The organism is Daejeonella sp. AP26 (assembly GCF_056680515.1).
On the sequence record NZ_CM155286.1, the window covers coordinates 1,688,030 to 1,703,707 of the forward strand.

15 protein-coding genes are annotated in these 15,678 nt (G+C 42.0%); 6 read left to right on the forward strand and 9 right to left on the reverse strand.

Annotated elements, in window-relative coordinates; genetic code table 11:
• Nucleotides 1-57 precede the first annotated feature (57 nt).
• The 3 genes from AC1MCB_RS07210 (at nucleotide 58) to AC1MCB_RS07220 (ending at nucleotide 2,635) form a co-directional block, all read left to right on the forward strand.
• Nucleotides 58-1,356, forward strand: a complete 1,299-nt coding sequence (locus AC1MCB_RS07210; RefSeq protein ID WP_479968066.1) for a type IX secretion system plug protein — start codon at nucleotides 58-60, stop codon at nucleotides 1,354-1,356.
• A 204-nt stretch (nucleotides 1,357-1,560) separates the two neighbouring features.
• Entirely contained in the window at nucleotides 1,561-2,088 is a 528-nt protein-coding gene (locus AC1MCB_RS07215; RefSeq protein WP_479968067.1) for an acyl-CoA thioesterase, read from the forward strand.
• A gap of 46 nt (nucleotides 2,089-2,134) precedes the next feature.
• A complete protein-coding gene (locus AC1MCB_RS07220; RefSeq protein ID WP_479968068.1) occupies nucleotides 2,135-2,635 on the forward strand; it encodes an SRPBCC family protein in 501 nt (166 codons plus the stop codon).
• Nucleotides 2,636-2,734: 99 nt separating this feature from the next.
• Here AC1MCB_RS07220 and AC1MCB_RS07225 read toward each other — a convergent pair whose 3' ends face one another.
• Nucleotides 2,735-3,259 (reverse strand): hypothetical protein, encoded by a 525-nt coding sequence (locus AC1MCB_RS07225; protein ID WP_479968069.1) that lies wholly within the window; start codon nucleotides 3,257-3,259, stop codon nucleotides 2,735-2,737.
• A 27-nt stretch (nucleotides 3,260-3,286) separates the two neighbouring features.
• Entirely contained in the window at nucleotides 3,287-3,691 is a 405-nt protein-coding gene (locus tag AC1MCB_RS07230) for an EVE domain-containing protein (protein WP_479968070.1), read from the reverse strand.
• A 287-nt stretch (nucleotides 3,692-3,978) separates the two neighbouring features.
• Here AC1MCB_RS07230 and AC1MCB_RS07235 point away from each other — a divergent pair, with 287 nt between their 5' ends.
• On the forward strand, nucleotides 3,979-4,377 hold the full coding sequence (locus AC1MCB_RS07235; RefSeq protein WP_479968071.1) for a hypothetical protein: 399 nt from the start codon (nucleotides 3,979-3,981) through the stop codon (nucleotides 4,375-4,377).
• Between the two features lie 178 nt (nucleotides 4,378-4,555).
• On the opposite strand, the gene AC1MCB_RS07240 is transcribed toward AC1MCB_RS07235, so the two are convergent.
• The gene (locus tag AC1MCB_RS07240; RefSeq protein ID WP_479968072.1) at nucleotides 4,556-4,840 is read right to left on the reverse strand and encodes an Rdx family protein; all 285 of its coding nucleotides are present in this window, start codon (nucleotides 4,838-4,840) and stop codon (nucleotides 4,556-4,558) included.
• A gap of 43 nt (nucleotides 4,841-4,883) precedes the next feature.
• A complete protein-coding gene (locus AC1MCB_RS07245) occupies nucleotides 4,884-6,767 on the reverse strand; it encodes a cytochrome c oxidase subunit I (protein ID WP_479968073.1) in 1,884 nt (627 codons plus the stop codon).
• A 307-nt stretch (nucleotides 6,768-7,074) separates the two neighbouring features.
• Here AC1MCB_RS07245 and AC1MCB_RS07250 point away from each other — a divergent pair, with 307 nt between their 5' ends.
• Complete coding sequence (locus AC1MCB_RS07250; protein WP_479968074.1) at nucleotides 7,075-8,031, forward strand: CvpA family protein; 957 nt, start codon at nucleotides 7,075-7,077, stop codon at nucleotides 8,029-8,031.
• Nucleotides 8,032-8,160: 129 nt separating this feature from the next.
• Here the strand turns inward: AC1MCB_RS07250 and AC1MCB_RS07255 are convergent, their stop codons facing one another.
• The 4 genes from AC1MCB_RS07255 to AC1MCB_RS07270 form a co-directional block, all read right to left on the reverse strand.
• Nucleotides 8,161-8,943, reverse strand: a complete 783-nt coding sequence (locus tag AC1MCB_RS07255; RefSeq protein ID WP_479968075.1) for a slipin family protein — start codon at nucleotides 8,941-8,943, stop codon at nucleotides 8,161-8,163.
• 33 nt (nucleotides 8,944-8,976) lie between these two features.
• Entirely contained in the window at nucleotides 8,977-10,254 is a 1,278-nt protein-coding gene (locus tag AC1MCB_RS07260; protein WP_479968076.1) for an NfeD family protein, read from the reverse strand.
• Between the two features lie 306 nt (nucleotides 10,255-10,560).
• The gene (locus tag AC1MCB_RS07265) at nucleotides 10,561-10,692 is read right to left on the reverse strand and encodes a hypothetical protein (RefSeq protein ID WP_479968077.1); all 132 of its coding nucleotides are present in this window, start codon (nucleotides 10,690-10,692) and stop codon (nucleotides 10,561-10,563) included.
• A 415-nt stretch (nucleotides 10,693-11,107) separates the two neighbouring features.
• On the reverse strand, nucleotides 11,108-11,422 hold the full coding sequence (locus AC1MCB_RS07270) for an HPF/RaiA family ribosome-associated protein (protein WP_479968078.1): 315 nt from the start codon (nucleotides 11,420-11,422) through the stop codon (nucleotides 11,108-11,110).
• A gap of 189 nt (nucleotides 11,423-11,611) precedes the next feature.
• Here AC1MCB_RS07270 and AC1MCB_RS07275 point away from each other — a divergent pair, with 189 nt between their 5' ends.
• Nucleotides 11,612-12,616, forward strand: coding sequence for an AI-2E family transporter (locus AC1MCB_RS07275; protein WP_479968079.1), 1,005 nt, complete (start codon nucleotides 11,612-11,614; stop codon nucleotides 12,614-12,616).
• A 67-nt stretch (nucleotides 12,617-12,683) separates the two neighbouring features.
• Here the strand turns inward: AC1MCB_RS07275 and AC1MCB_RS07280 are convergent, their stop codons facing one another.
• Nucleotides 12,684-15,656: a CheR family methyltransferase gene (locus AC1MCB_RS07280; protein WP_479968080.1), complete on the reverse strand. Its 2,973-nt coding sequence runs from the start codon at nucleotides 15,654-15,656 to the stop codon at nucleotides 12,684-12,686.
• Between the last annotated feature and the right edge of the window lie 22 nt (nucleotides 15,657-15,678).

Here is a 15,678-nt window from a genome sequence, read left to right on the forward strand (position 1 = left end):
TCATTTCTCATTTTAGACTAAAAGCCTTACTTTACCGAAGCTTAATGAACAATTCCAATGAGTAAACTCGTTTTTGTTTTTCTGATACTAACATTCAGTACTACTTACGCACAGAAGAAAAACCGTGTAAATCGTCAAACTGAGCGTGCACCAGAACAACAGATCAGGTACGAGAACTTTACCTATATACCTGAAATTAAAACTGTTGAATTTTATAACCGGGAAAAAGAGCAATCAATACCGGTTTATATCTTAGGAGGTCAGCAAGATCTTCTGTTAGCATTTGATGACCTACGCGCTGGCAACCGCAACATCTATTACAGTATTGAACATTGCGACTTTGACTGGAAAAGTAGCCGCTTGTCTCCTATCGACTATCTTGATGGCTTCACAGAAGAACGTATTAATGATTATCGCCTATCGTTTAACACACTTCAGAAATATACTCATTACGAAGTTTCGTTGCCGAACCTGAGCATCAAACCAAAGATCAGCGGCAACTACTTATTAAAAGTCTACGAAGATAATGACCAAAGTCGCCTGTTGATCACACGAAGGTTTTTTGTGGTGGCATCTTCAGTGAACATTCTGGCAGAGATAACGCGTTCAAACGATGTCTCCCTCCGTAACCAGCGACAAAAGATTAATTTCCAGGTAGAACATCCGCAGGTAAACATCACCAATCCTTATCTGGATGTTCAGGTAGCAGTAATGCAAAATGGACGCTTTGATAACGCTCAAACTACCGCCCGACCTACTTTTGTACGTAATAATCAGTTGGTGTACAACGATGTACGCAGCTTTGACTTCTTAGGCGGGAATGAATTCAGGAGGCTTGACACCCGCAGCCTGCGCTTTCAGTCTGAAAATATTGCCCGGATAGTTAAAGATTCCCTCAATACCGTTGTTTTGCTAAGCGATCCTGTATTGAATCGTATGAGTTACACCTATAATTTTGACGAGAACGGAGCTTTTTATATACGTAACCGGGATGGCCGTGATAACAAGACAGACGCTGATTATGCCAACATGCAATTTTCATTAGTCGCCAAGCGACCGACAAATACCGGTGAGGCTTACCTGGTGGGCCAGTTTAACGCATACCGAATCACTGATGAGTACAAACTTACCTACAACGAAATCCAAAAGCGTTTCAATGGTACTGCATTCCTCAAGCAAGGTGTTTACGACTACCATTATGTATGGGTTGATGACAATAAAGTTGATGACGTGGTTTTCGATGGCTCTTATTTTGAAACTGAAAATAACTACCAGATATTTTTCTATTACCGCCGCCCCGGTTCCCGCTGGCAGGAACTAATTGGCTTTAGCCAGATTAATACGGTACGGAGGTAGATTGGCATAAAGAATAAGGAACAAAGATGAAGGGTTCTTACGCTGCTTAACTCTGCTAGTTTGATCATTTCACTTTTTGCTACACTACTCTTCATCTTTGGTCCTTAACTTCTGCCACTGTTCCGCCTTATTGGTGCTCTTTGCACTCTGCTCCTTCTTCTTTCCTCTAAAAAATCTCTGTCAAAAACATACCTTTGCAGCCATATGGCTATAATCTCCAAAAAAGCAAGAGAATCGTTTACAGTGATGAACGAGTTGGTTTTACCCAACGACACCAATACCCTGAATAATCTAATGGGCGGCCGTTTATTGCATTGGATGGATATTGCAGCGGCTATTTCCGCGCAAAAACATTGTAACCGCATTGTAGTAACTGCCTCTGTGGACAATGTTTCCTTTAAGCATGCAATTAAGCTTGGTGATGTGGTTACTATTGAAGCAAAGGTTACTCGGTCTTTTAATACATCAATTGAGGTAAGGCTTGACGTATGGGCAGAAAATATTCCTTCTGGCTCAAAGTTAAAGTCAAATGAAGCATACTATACATTTGTTGCTGTTGACCAGAGCGGGCGCACCATACCTGTCCCAGAGCTTAAGCCGGAAACTGAAGAAGAACAAGTCCTCTACGATGGTGCTTTGCGCCGTCGGCAGTTGCGACTTGTATTAGCTGGCAAAATGAAGGCTGATGATGCACACGAACTGAAAGCTCTCTTCTTTAAAGTAGCTGAATAACCTAAAGGATATGTGATCTGGTTAATTTAGGGTAAAACCCAATGTTATGGAAAATCATGATTGGACTAAATTCACTAAAAGAATTCCTGTTAAAGCCAGGATTCCCGAAATCTATAATTTAATCAGTAAGCGAGAAGGGCTGGAAACCTGGTTCCTCCGGCTGGCAGAATTCACCACCCCCGACAATGAGATCAGGGCGAGGAATTCTGAAATCGGGGAAGGTGATACTTACCGGTGGATGTGGCATGGCTACCCGGATCATGTGGTTGAAAACGGTCGCGTACTTGACGCCAATGGAGTAGATACTATTCGCTTCACCTTTGCGGGAGAGTGTATTGTAGCTATTACCGCGAAACCTCATAATGATATTTCCGTTGTTGAGATCACTCAGGAAAATATCCCTACTGACGAAAAGTCAAAGATCAACTATTTCATTGGCTGTGGTGAAGGTTGGGCATTCTACCTTGCAAATCTTAAATCTATTTCAGAAGGCGGTATCGATCTTCGAAACCGTGATGAAACATTACAGGGAGTTTTGAATTCTTAATTGTTCTGCCTGAAATCAATTCTTGGGCTGCAATATTGAAAGAAACTTATGTCAAAAATCATTTGACGTTATAAGCTGGTAAAAGAAACCTGAGATAGGCTATTCAGCCGGTACCCTTGTCGGGCTTGCTTGCGAGTAGCGCAGTAAAACCGGCTGGATATTCTTAAATGATGTTTCCTTGTTAACATTCTCGAATCGATGAACGGAACTAACAGCGTTAACCAGTGAACCGATCAAAACACCACCAACTGCTGTTGCAACTACTATTACAGGCAAGGCCAGTGAACTGAGCTTGCCTTTATTATTCCCGTCGATATAAATCGGAATCCCTGCAAGTGCGCCGATACTGCCCGCGATGAGGGCATGTTTTTTACGTGAATCTACGCGTTTGATTCTTATACTGCTTATACTGTCGGCACTGAAAAACTTCTGCTTTCCCAAAAAATCGATAGTCAGTCCCTTATCGGAGACATCCATCAACAAACCTTTATATTGATTGTCAGTATTTGTTACGATCAGGGCATCATAGTTTTTAGGCTTTTGATCCGCAAACAGCGCCTTACCTGATAGCAGAAACAGGCCGAAAAAAAAAGCAATTTTGAATAATGATGATTTAACTGACATAAAATAAAAAGATATGGTAATGGTAACTTAACTTCCCAACTCGATAATCCGGTCAAACTCCTCGCCTTTCAGAGCCATCACGGAAAGCCGGCCCTGGCGCACCAGTCCAATATCCTTTAAGCGGTCGTCAGCTTTCACTTGTTCTAACGTAACAGGGTATTTTAAGGTTTCAACTGGTTCAAGATCTACCACGACCCAGTTTTTGTCGCTGGTAGTCGGATCCTGGTATGCCTCTTTAACCACTTTTGCAATGCCGACCACTTCTTTCCCTTCGTTGCTGTGATAGAACAAAACCAGATCGCCGGTTTTCATCTCTCGCAAGTTGTTGCGCGCCTGGTAATTGCGGACACCATCCCAAAACGTACGACCATCGTCGTTGAATTTTTTCCAACTATATTTATGCGGTTCACTTTTTACTAACCAATGATTCATTTAATTCTTTTCTTCATGCATGATCGAATATCAGGCGGTTCTTGCCGGATAAATTCAAAACTAACAAATATGAAAGAATAAGCGTATTTATTGATAAAATTGGTAGAAGCAAGCTCTGAATGATGCTCCCATAATACATTATGCAGACGGCCAGCCCTGTTGTGCGGCATAAATGTTTCCCGCCTGAATCTTGTGCATAACAAATTTGATTGTAACTTAAAGCCCGTTTGCGAACTATATAATTAACGGTATAAGTTCGTTGACTAATTTTGAGAGAATAAATACTTATGAAGTGTTTCATTAGCTATACGGCCATTTTGCTTTTTATACTAGGTTGCGGAAATCCGGAATCTGCAGAAAGCTATATAGTAATTCTTATAACCGACAAGGCATCGGAAAAAGATGGCCTATATTTAAATCTATCCGATCCTGAAATAATAAGTCAGACATACTCTGGAGAAGCTGTAAGGTATTTTGCAGAATTTGACAAAAGTGACCGAAAATCGATTCCTTACGCAGAAGCGTATAAGAACTATAAGGACAGATATAAGAAATCCTATTATGAGCTTTTCCCGAGTGATTTTCTCACTCAAGTACCCAATCGAACTTATAATGCCATTATGATAGACACATTAAAGAAGACAGCCTTTACGAACAAAATAGGCATCACTGTTAGGATGTACTAACTCCATTGCTTCTGCTTCAGCTATTGGTCAGCTAAAAGGCCCTCCAGTGTATCAGAGGTAAAGAGTTGGTGACTAGGAACTGAACAAAAAGTGAACCACGGCACTTTGTGTCAGGCTGATTTCTGTGTCTGTTAAATATGGATCGCTAAGCAGTGCGAAGACAAAACATCCAGGCTGACTATTTATGATCGGTATGGCCCAAATCCATTTGCGGGTCAACCATGTCACGTACTAATTTTTTCAATTCCTTGATCTCCGGAAAACGCTGCAAATCTTTTCTGTTAAAGATGATCTGATCGTTTAAAGAAATGACGAAAGCTCCACCGGTCTCGCTGGGAACCAGCATTACACCCTTAAGCTGGTCGGCAAAGGTACTGAGCAGTTCCTGAGCCATGTAAGCCGAACGAAGCATCCAACCGCACTTCGGACAATATTCTATAGTGATAACCGGTTTGTTAATCATGAAGGACATCAATTAGCTGATAAAGATGTGAATTTTTAAGTGATCAGGAGAGCTGATTTTCAGACCTTTGTTTCTCGGCCACCCACTCAGCCTGTATTCTTTGTCCTTCCGAATTATCTTTGAAGTCGTCATCCCGGTTTGAAGCCATCGTTTCTGAGAAAGGCGTCGTCTGGGGGATATAATCTTTGTGATGTCCTGGTTTGCTGTAATCATACGGCCAGCGATAGATTGTAGGAATTTCTCCAGGCCAGTTACCATGAATATGCTTCACAGCAGTGGTCCACTCCATGGTGTTAGACTGCCATGGGTTCTGACTGCTCCTCTTTCCGGCAAATATTGAACTGAAGAAATTCCACAGAAAAGCGGTTTGTGCAAATGCCCCAACAATGGCGGCCCAGGATATAAAGCGGTTAACAGAAATCCATGCATTCATGAACTCAAACTCTGTAAAAGCATAGTAACGTCTCGGAACTCCATCGAGTCCCATAAAGTGCATCGGGAAGAATACAAGATAGGCACATCCGAATGTTAGCCAGAAATGAAGGTAACCCAGCCGTTCATCCATCAGCCTTCCAAACAGTTTAGGGAACCAGTGATATACCCCAGCCAGCATGCCGAATATGGAAGCGCAGCCCATTACCAGGTGGAAATGAGCGACCACAAAGTAGGTGTCATGTAAATTGATGTCTAACGAGGCATTACCCAAAAACAAACCTGTAAGTCCGCCTGAGATTAGGAAAGAGACGAAGCCAATTGCAAATAACAAGGCAGGCGTGAACCTGAGATTACCACGCCATAGAGTAGTTAGATAATTAAAGGTCTTGATGGCCGACGGAACGGCTATAATCAGGGTGGTGATCATAAACACGCCGCCGAGAAAGGGATTCATTCCGGAGACAAACATATGATGTCCCCAGACAAGGAATGAAAGCACAACAATCCCGATCAGCGAATAAACCATGGCATGGTAGCCAAAAATAGGTTTGCGGACATTAGTGGCAATCACTTCAGACACGATTCCGAAGGCAGGCAAAATGGCAATGTAAACTTCTGGATGGCCAAGAAACCAGAAAAGATGCTCCCATAGGATAGGACTACCACCTTCGTTTGGCATCACGTGTCCTTGTATAACAATATCCGAAAGATAGAAGCTAGTGCCGAAGCTGCGATCCATAATAAGCAATACTACAGCTGAAACGAGCACCGGAAAAGTAAGGGCACCAAGTATGGCAGTTAAAAAAACTCCCCAAACTGTTAATGGCATTTTCCACATATCCATGCCATTTGTACGCATATTCAAAACCGTACTTATATAGTTCAATGCACCCATCATGGAAGATCCCACAAAAAGGAAAATACTGGTAAGCCATAACGTCATGCCAGTGCCCGATCCGGGAATAGCTTTTTCGAGTGCAGAAAGGGGTGGATACACCGTCCAGCCGGCGCTCGCCGGACCACTCTCAACGAAAAAAGAAGCTGCCATCACCACACATGCACTAAAAAAGAACCAGTACGAAAGCATATTGATAAAAGGCGATGCCATGTCCCTCGCTCCTATCTGCAGCGGAATTAATAGATTGCTGAATGTACCGCTTAGCCCTGCCGTTAACACGAAAAAGACCATGATAGTACCGTGGATGGTTACCATAGCTAGATAAAACTCCGGCTTTATGCGCCCTCCGGTCGCCCACTTTCCAAGGAAAGTTTCGAGCAGCGGAAAGTTTTTATCGGGCCACCCAAGTTGAAGCCTGAAAAGAACTGACAGCAACATCGCAAATACCGCCATAATAATTGCTGTAATGAGAAACTGCTTGGCTATCATTTTATGGTCATGACTGAAAACATATTTGCTCAGAAAACTTTCTTGATGATGCTCAGGAATAATAGAATCAGCATGAACAATGGGAGTAGTTATGATGTTTGCCATTATGAAAGATATTTAATGAGATAAAAAGTCGTGTCCGACATCCTATAAAAATACTCTTCAATTATTTAAGCTTTGCCATGAAACAGAGCTGGCTGCCTATTCAAGATACAAAACTATTTTGGTAAAGTTGAACGGTTTGGAGCATTTGCCGCATATGGTTGTACACGCCAGAGAGGCGCGGAATCGCTTTCTCCGTAGTTATCGGTTAAAACTTTAATTAGATGCTAAATACCGCTCAGAAACGTTTTAAAAGTGTTCTTATTGGGCTGAACTATTTTTCAATTTCCTAAATTGCTGCCGCAAAGACATGAACTATATTGACTTGCTCTTATTATCAATAGTATGCCTATCGGCGTATTCGGGCTGGAAGCATGGTTTCATTTTTTCCTTTGTTGAATTGGTCAATTGGACAGGTAGCCTGGCCATCGGTTTTATGATTTACCCCTTGTTATCAAGCATAATATTAAAGATTATAGATGTAGAAAGTTTTTGGACAATCCCGCTTATATTTTTAGTTTCAATAATTGCAGCGAGGATGCTTCTAGCTCTTATCCTGGATAACGTTTTAAAATTGGTCCCTGAATCCTTACACGACAATCTTTCTAATAAGTTAGTAGGCACTATTCCAGGATCAATCAATGGAGTCATATTTGCCGCGTTATTAGCTATCGTCATTTCGGGTGTTCCGTTTGGGAACAACTTCTCAGAAGAAGTTCAGAATAGCTCTTTAGTTTATAGGTTAACTGCTCAAACGAAATGGATAGAAGACAAAGCCCGACCGATTTTTAGCAATATGCTAAATGAGTCGGGAACGGTTATCACCATCCATCCAGAGACCAATAAACTGATTAAACTTCCGTTTAAGATAAATTCTTCAAAAACAAGGCCCGATCTTGAAGCACAGATGCTTGTTATGATAAACCATGAACGGGTTGAAAGGAATCTAAAACCATTGAAAGCCGATCCGTCGCTAAGAGAGGTGGCCCGCAGTCATTCTATCGACATGTTTAAGAGAGGGTATTTCTCTCATAATACTCCCGAGGGCAAGGACCCCTTTGATCGCATTAGAACGGCTCATATCCCCTTTATGACCGCAGGTGAAAATCTCGCTCTTTCTCCTAATCTTAAGACCGCTCACAGCGGCTTAATGGAATCACCCGGGCATAAAGCAAATATCCTTCATCGCGACTTCGGTCGTGTGGGTATCGGAATTATTGATGGCGGGAATAACGGAATAATGGTGACTCAGAACTTTAGAAACTAGAAGACGTATCGGCTTTAAATAACGTGGTTTAACCGTGCGTGTTAATTCTGTGATCCTAAAGAGCATCTTAAATGATATTATGGGGTTCCGGAAAAGAAAAGCAAGCCATCCTGGCTGGCCCGTATCCTCTCAACCTAACTTTTTGGAATCTTCTCTCTTCATACCCATATTTAAGAATGGAGTGATCAAATCAATGGGGACCGGGAAAATGGTTGTTGAATTATTTTCAGCAGAAATTTCCTTTAACGTTTGCAGGTAGCGTAACGTCAATGCGCTTGGCTCTTCGCTTAATACTTTAGCAGCATCAGCCAGACGCTGTGCTGCCTGGAATTCACCTTCGGCGGCAATTACCTTACTCCTTCTCTCACGCTCTGCCTCTGCCTGTCTGGCCATGGCGCGTTGCATCTCTTGTGGAAGGTCAATTTGCTTTACTTCCACATTGGAAACTTTAATACCCCAGGGCTCCGTTTGAGAATCTATGATCTGTTGCAGTTTATGATTGATAACATCTCTCTGTGACAGAAGGTCATCCAACTCTGATTGACCTAATACACTTCGTAAGGTTGTTTGGGAAATTTGAGAAGTCGCCATTAAAAAATTCTCCACTTCAATTATGGCTTTATCGGGCTGCAACACCCTGAAATAAACAACGGCATTTACTTTAATCGATACGTTATCCTGTGTGATTACATCTTGCGGCGGAACGTCCATTACAATAGTCCGTAAGCTTACTTTAACCATCTTTTCAATAAAAGGAACTAAAATAATAAGTCCTGGCCCGCGGACGCCAACCATCCGGCCCAAACGGAATACAACGCCGCGCTCATATTCATTAAGGATTCGGATTGAACTAGCCAGGATGTACAGTAAAAATACTACGAGAATGACTAATGTAAATGGGAATGTTTCCATACTTTTCTAAGTTTGTTATGATTACGACCTATTTTATTTGTTTAGCTGTTCTACATAAAGAGTCAGGTTGCGAATAGCCTTAACTATTATTCTTTGTCCTCGATCAATGCTTCCTGACAGGGATTCAGCATTCCAAAGTTCGCCATGAACCCGTACGGTCCCAGACGGTTCCAGCCTCGCCAATGCTTCACCTTCCTCTCCTATAATTCCCTCTATACCCGTCATTGATTTTAATTTCTGTCCTTTAATAGCAAGTCCAACTAAGAAGAAAAAGAAAGCTGCAGTCACCAGGGTAGTTGGCACGATTACTCCCCATGATATTTTAAGAAATTCCAAAGCAGAATCAGTTCTAATCAGCATAATTGAGCCTAGTGCTAAAGCGATAACTCCCCCTATTCCCAACACACCGTAGCTTGTAATTTTAACTTCTAAAATAAACAGAATAAAGGCAAACAGTATAAGCCCCAGACCGGCATAGTTTACCGGAAGTGTATGCATAGCATAAAAAGCTAAAATTAGGCATATAACACCTATAACGCCAGGAGCAATTGCCCCGGGACTATATAACTCAAACAAGATTCCATAAAAACCAAGCATCATCAGTATATAAGCAATATTCGGGTCGCTGATCATATTCAGAAATCTTTCCGAAAAGTTCATTTCCACTTGTTCTACCTTAACGTTTGTTGTTTTTAAAGTTTTAGTTCCTGAATTTAACTGCACCGCGCGTCCGTTAATCTGCCTTAATAACGCTTGTTCGTTTTGCGCGACCATATCAACCACTTTATTCCTTACGGCCTCTTCTTCAGTTATTGAAACACTCTTACGCACCGCTTCTTCTGCCCATTGTAAATTCCTTTTTCTCTTTTCGGCTATGGCCCTGATAAATGCGGCGGCATCATTCGTGGTCTTATCATTCATAGTAGAATCCATTCCACCCTGCATACTCACCGGATGTGCGGCACCAATATTTGTAGACGGAGCCATTGCAGCAATATGAGCTGACATGGTTATAAAGACACCCGCAGAACCGGCATGAGCGCCACCAGGTGAGACATACACCACAACCGGTACCGATGATTCGAGTATATCACTAACGATAACCCTCGTTGATTTCAATAACCCTCCAGGGGTATTTAGATGGATGATAATGCATTCAGCATTGTCTTCTGTAGCCTGTTGGATTGTGCTTTTTATAAAATCAGCAAGAGCAGGATTAATTGACCCATCAACTTTTATCGAGACCACCTTTTGAGCACTCAGAAAAAGTGGTAATAAGAGGACGATTAAAGAGATATAAAGGCGCTTCATAAAGCAGGTTTTTAAAGTTGGCCAATGATAACTTGTAATATAACAAATTCTGTTGACATCTGTAATGAACCCGCCAGGAGAAAGACACGAGTTGAGAAACTTCATTCCAATTCAACGCATGGCGTTTAAATCGGACGAATTACGCTACGAAGAAGGTCTCTGATTAACGGATTTTAAGTAGCGGTCTTCAACCAGACGATTGTCCTTAACAAGCTCTGTAATGTGATAAGGTTGCCTATTCTGCGGTTCTTCAACCAATTATATGAATATGCGCAGGAATGGTGTTACTAGGATGACGAGCAGCCCTTATGCTCCTAATTTCGAATTTACCATAGTTATCTGTTTTACACCATCCGTGTAAGCGTCCATGCCAGTTTTGTACTCCCTGGTCTTTTCCGCTTTTAGAATAATATCCTTCGCTATCGGTTTGATAAGCATAAAGCATTACTTCAGGATAAGGGGTCTTAACATCTGATTTAACGAGAGTCTCGGAAATTGAATCCTCTCACCGGTTCATTTTGACCAGCAATGAACATCACCTTCGTCAGTGATGCAGGCATACGAGTTAAAGAGCAAATTATATCTGTATCCGGTTTTTCGCAGATGTCTTTTCTGCACCTGGCTGTTTGCACCATATTCTACCTATCCGCGAGATCTCACCGGTCCGCACGTGATTGCTTGAATCAGCGACTTTCATACTTACCGAAATTTAAAGATCGATTATTTAGTTTACTCATCTCACTGTGGTTTGAAGAAGTCTTCCCCCATTTCAGAAGATCCTAAAATAAAAAAGCGGGTGTGGCTCACCCGCTTTTTGAAAAAATTATAGAAAGGAAATTACTTGTAGATAATTCTAGTGATTCCTTAGCTTACCGACTACAGTGTCCAGAGAGCTTTTTAATTTGTCGACAGCACCTTTAACAGCCTGTTCAATAGTGTCTGCGTTGTTGGTAACCGCAATGGGCTGAAGTCCTTCCAATCGCGCCTCCAACACGCACCGCTTATCGTTCTGACCTTCTTTATTGCTGTTCTCATCAGTTAGGTGAACTTCCAATCGGGTGATTTGATTGCTGAACCTGTTTAACGATTCTGTCAAGGTGGTGGTGAAATACTCATTAAGTCGTTCGCTGCCTTCTATGTTGTTGTCGGTATTGAATTGAATAATCATAGTGCTGATTTTTTGGTTACAATGATCCGTTCTATTTCTATGCCAATAGTTAGAAGTCAGGAACCAGGGGTGAAATCTGACAAAAGTTTGTAGATGCAACAATAAGAGTTTAAATCTGTTAGTCAGGATATTTAAATTAGTTCCATTCACAACCTTAGTTATTTCCGCTTCGGATGCTAATCATGTAATATGAGTTTTTTTAAAAAAGTAACTATTGTAGCGCTCTTTATAATTGTCATACTCATTCTCAGGTCAACCTTCAACGTTCTGCTGATGGCCTTAGCAGCCTCGATTATTGCGCTTTACTTTCATGGATTTGCCGGATTACTGAAACGAAATTTAAAGTTGTCACATAAGTGGAGTATGTTCCTCTCCATTGCAGGATCCTTTTTAATTCTTGCGTTATTATTTTGGCTAATTGGAGCAAGAGTGCAATCACAGATTTCGGATCTAAGAAACAAATTGCCTTTTATGGTCGAGCAGGCGAAAAGCCAGGTTAGTCAGTATTCATGGGGAAGTGAGCTTATCAATCAAACGTCTGGCGAAAATTCTAAGAAATTAATGGCAACAGCAGGCCGGTTTTTTAGTTCAACTTTTGGGGTGTTAGGAGATCTCTACGTCATTCTTTTTTTAGGAATCTTTTTCACGGCCGATCCCAATATATATAAGAAAGGTATAGTTGCCCTCATACCGCCAGAAAGGAAAGAAGAAGGGCGCGAGTTGTTAAATGAACTAGGTTCAAAGTTAAAAAGCTGGTTTAAAGGGATGATCTTCTCGATGCTAATCGTAGGTACGCTCACCGGAATCGGGCTTTCAATAATTGGCGTCCCAATGTTTTTTGCTTTAGCGGTTATAGCGGGAATTCTTAATTTCATACCCAACTTTGGACCTTTAATCGCCATGGTGCCCGCCGTCCTGATAGGGTTGACACTTGGAATGGATACAGCCTTAATTATAGCCGGCATGTATATTTTCATTCAGGCATTGGAGAGTAATTTAATTACACCATTTATTCAAAAAAAGCTGGTAAGCATCCCTCCAGCGCTCATTATACTAGCACAATTGATAATAGGATCAATAACCGGCTACCTCGGAATCATTCTCGCCACCCCGGTTCTATTGATCCTTATGGTAGTCGTTAACCAGCTATATGTTCAAAAGCAATCAGGCCAATACCACCTCTCGTCCGATTAAGAGATCTGTTAACCAGACCCGCAATAGTCAATTCACGTTAAACAAACTGCTTGTAACAAACATTTGATCAGAGCTGTCCTTGTTCCTTCTTTTGGCAGGTTATATCCAGAACAACACCTGTAATATGAATCGGCACGCCAACGTCGTTGAAGTATGTTTTTCCTTTAACTCTTAACCATTGAGGTTTTTTCGTTTTTGCATTTACAACTTTAAGCTCGTGATCATATACCCCTTTATTCTCTCCCTTGAGCGTTTTTTCAAAAGTTTCCTGAATGGTAATTTGATCGTGGGTGGAGATGATCTGGCTGAAAACATTCAGATCAACATATTCTCCGGGCTCAAAGCCTAGAAGCTCGTTACACCGCTTATCTGATATCCACTCTTTAGTTTCGACATTATAATCCCAGGTACCAAGCTCGGCAGCTACGGTAGCAAAGTGCAGGCGCTCGGTATATTCCTCTAACAGCGCTTCTGCTTCCACAAGTCCCTCGACCATACCGCGCTTGTAAGTTATGTCTTCAATAGAAAGGATCACTAAATTTTCTCCGGTAATAGATTCAATTTGATGGGCGTTCAGGCAGACTGTTTTCAGCCCGATAAGGGGAAAGACATGTTTAACCTCAAAGTCTTTAATCGGTTTTTTATCCTGTAAGACCTCAGTCAATAGTTTTCGAAGAGCCAGAATATCCCACTGGCCGTCGCCAAGGTCATAAATATATCTGCCTTCTGTGTCCTTTTCACTTACTTTAAACTTCTTGTAGAAACCTTCTGTGGCTCGTAAAACGTGCAACTGATTATCCAGCACAAGCAGAGGGTCGCGAATTGTATCTAGAATTGCTTCTGTGTATTTTCTGGAAATATTTAATTGATCGTTGCGGTCGACCAGTTCTTTGTTAACAATCGTAATCTCTTCATTGGTACTCTGGAGCTCTTCCTTCGACGTCTCAAGTTCCTCATTTAAACTTTGCAGTTCCTCACTGCTTGATAGTAGTTCCTCATTTGTGCTCTGTAATTCCTCATTCGCAGATTCCTGCATTTCGGTTATTGTTCGCATATCTTCGCGCACCTGCACTAACTCGTTTTCCAGCTGCTTAATGTGGAGGTCACGCGGATCTTGACTATGAGAAAGGGTGTCATCATGGCTCTCACCCAAACGCTTTTTGGGGGATATACTGTTTTCAAACAACACCAGATAATGAAATCCGTCAGCCTCCGTTATGGGCACAACTTCTATATTCACATAATGCTGTTTGCTACCCGATTTAAAGAAGATACCCTCCTTACGAGCGGGAGCGTTTTTTTTCTTGGCAAGATGAAGCAGATTTCGGAATTCGAAAGCCAGACCCTCCCTTGCCATCTTCATGATATTCAAACTCGCTTTGCCTGGTAATGGAGTTAGCCAGGTATCCGTCAAGCCGCGAAATTGGATGATATCGTAGTTTTCGTTTACCAGAACGCCGGCCGGAGTGTACTTTGCCAATAGAACTTCATCCGCAACCTGATAGATGCTTTTGTCCGTGCCCGAATGGGTTTCCTGATCCAGGTCACTCATCGTTTGTTCACTGCGGCTGCTGGTCACATTCATATATCGTCCACGCGGACCAATGCGTGAAAAGATCTTTTCCTGGCTATTGTAAGATGTAAACAGATCGGTATTTGTACTGATTGACTCTGCCTTACCGAGCATTAAAAAGCCGTTATCGTTTAAGGAGTAATGAAATGTGCTTAAAGCTCTTTTCTGCAACACCGGCTCAAGATAGATTAATACGTTCCTGCAACTAATCAAATCCATTTGCGAGAAAGGAGGATCTTTAAGAAGGTTATGTTGTGCAAATACACACAAATCCCGGATAGACTTATCAACCTGGTAATTGCCGTCCAGCCTATTAAAAAACTGCTGCAGCCTTGAGGGCGAAACCCCGCTTAGGTCTGACTGACGATAGATTCCGGTACGAGCTTTGGCCAAAGCACTTTCTGAAATATCCGTAGCAAAGATCCTGATCTTCATCGTGGAGGCTTTATCACCAAGGTATTCTAACAGGCAAATGGCCATAGAATAGGCTTCCTCACCGGTGGCACAGCCGGCTACCCATATTCTGAGGATATTGCTGTCTTTTTTCTGCTTAATCAGAATTGGAAAGATAGTTTTGCTGAGCAGGTCGAAGCTTGCCTCATCACGAAAGAAATTGGTGACTGAGATCAGCATGTCATTGTAAAGTGCATCCTGCTCGATTTTATTTTCGCGGACAAAGGCCAGGTATTCCTCAGGCTTCTCAATCTTATTTAACGCCATCCGCCGCACTATCCTGCGTTTTAAGGTGCTTGATTTATAGAACGTAAAATCAACACCCCGGCGAACCCTTAGTACGGTAATTAATTGCTTAAACACTTCCTCATCTTTCTCCGGTAGATGTCTGGCGATTTCTGAATGTGTATAGTTATCACGAAAGGGCTGATTAAGCTGGATCAGCTTTTTGACCATCTCACTGGGAGGCAATACAAAGTCCACCGCTCCGGCCTTTACCGCGCTAGTTGGCATTTCATTAAAGGCCGCAGATCCTTCATCCTGGGCCATAGTAATGCCGCCGTAAGTTTTAATCACCTGGAGTCCAAGCGTCCCATCGTTTAAGGTGCCCGACAGTACAATGCCTACCGAAAAGCTTTGATGGACCAGACCGAGGGAGGAGAAGAAAACATCGATGGTTTTCGACTGATCTTTCTTTTCGACAAGCTTTAATTTCCCATCATCGGTAACTAATATTTTGTTAGACGGAATGGTATAGAAATGATCCTTTTCCAGGTTAATATTCTCTTGAACCTCCAACACCGGTATTTTTGAAAGAGGTTTTAAAATCTCTGGTAAATGGCTTTCCCGATCAGCGCTTAAATGCTGCACGAAAACATAAGCCATTCCCGTTTTGGCAGGGATAGTCTGAATAAAATCTTTGATGGCATCTAAACCACCGGCTGATGCGCCGATACCAACGACAGGAAATTGTGAATTGGAAACTTCAACAGTATTTTGATCAGGATTAGACATATTGCTTGGTAACTCGCGACTA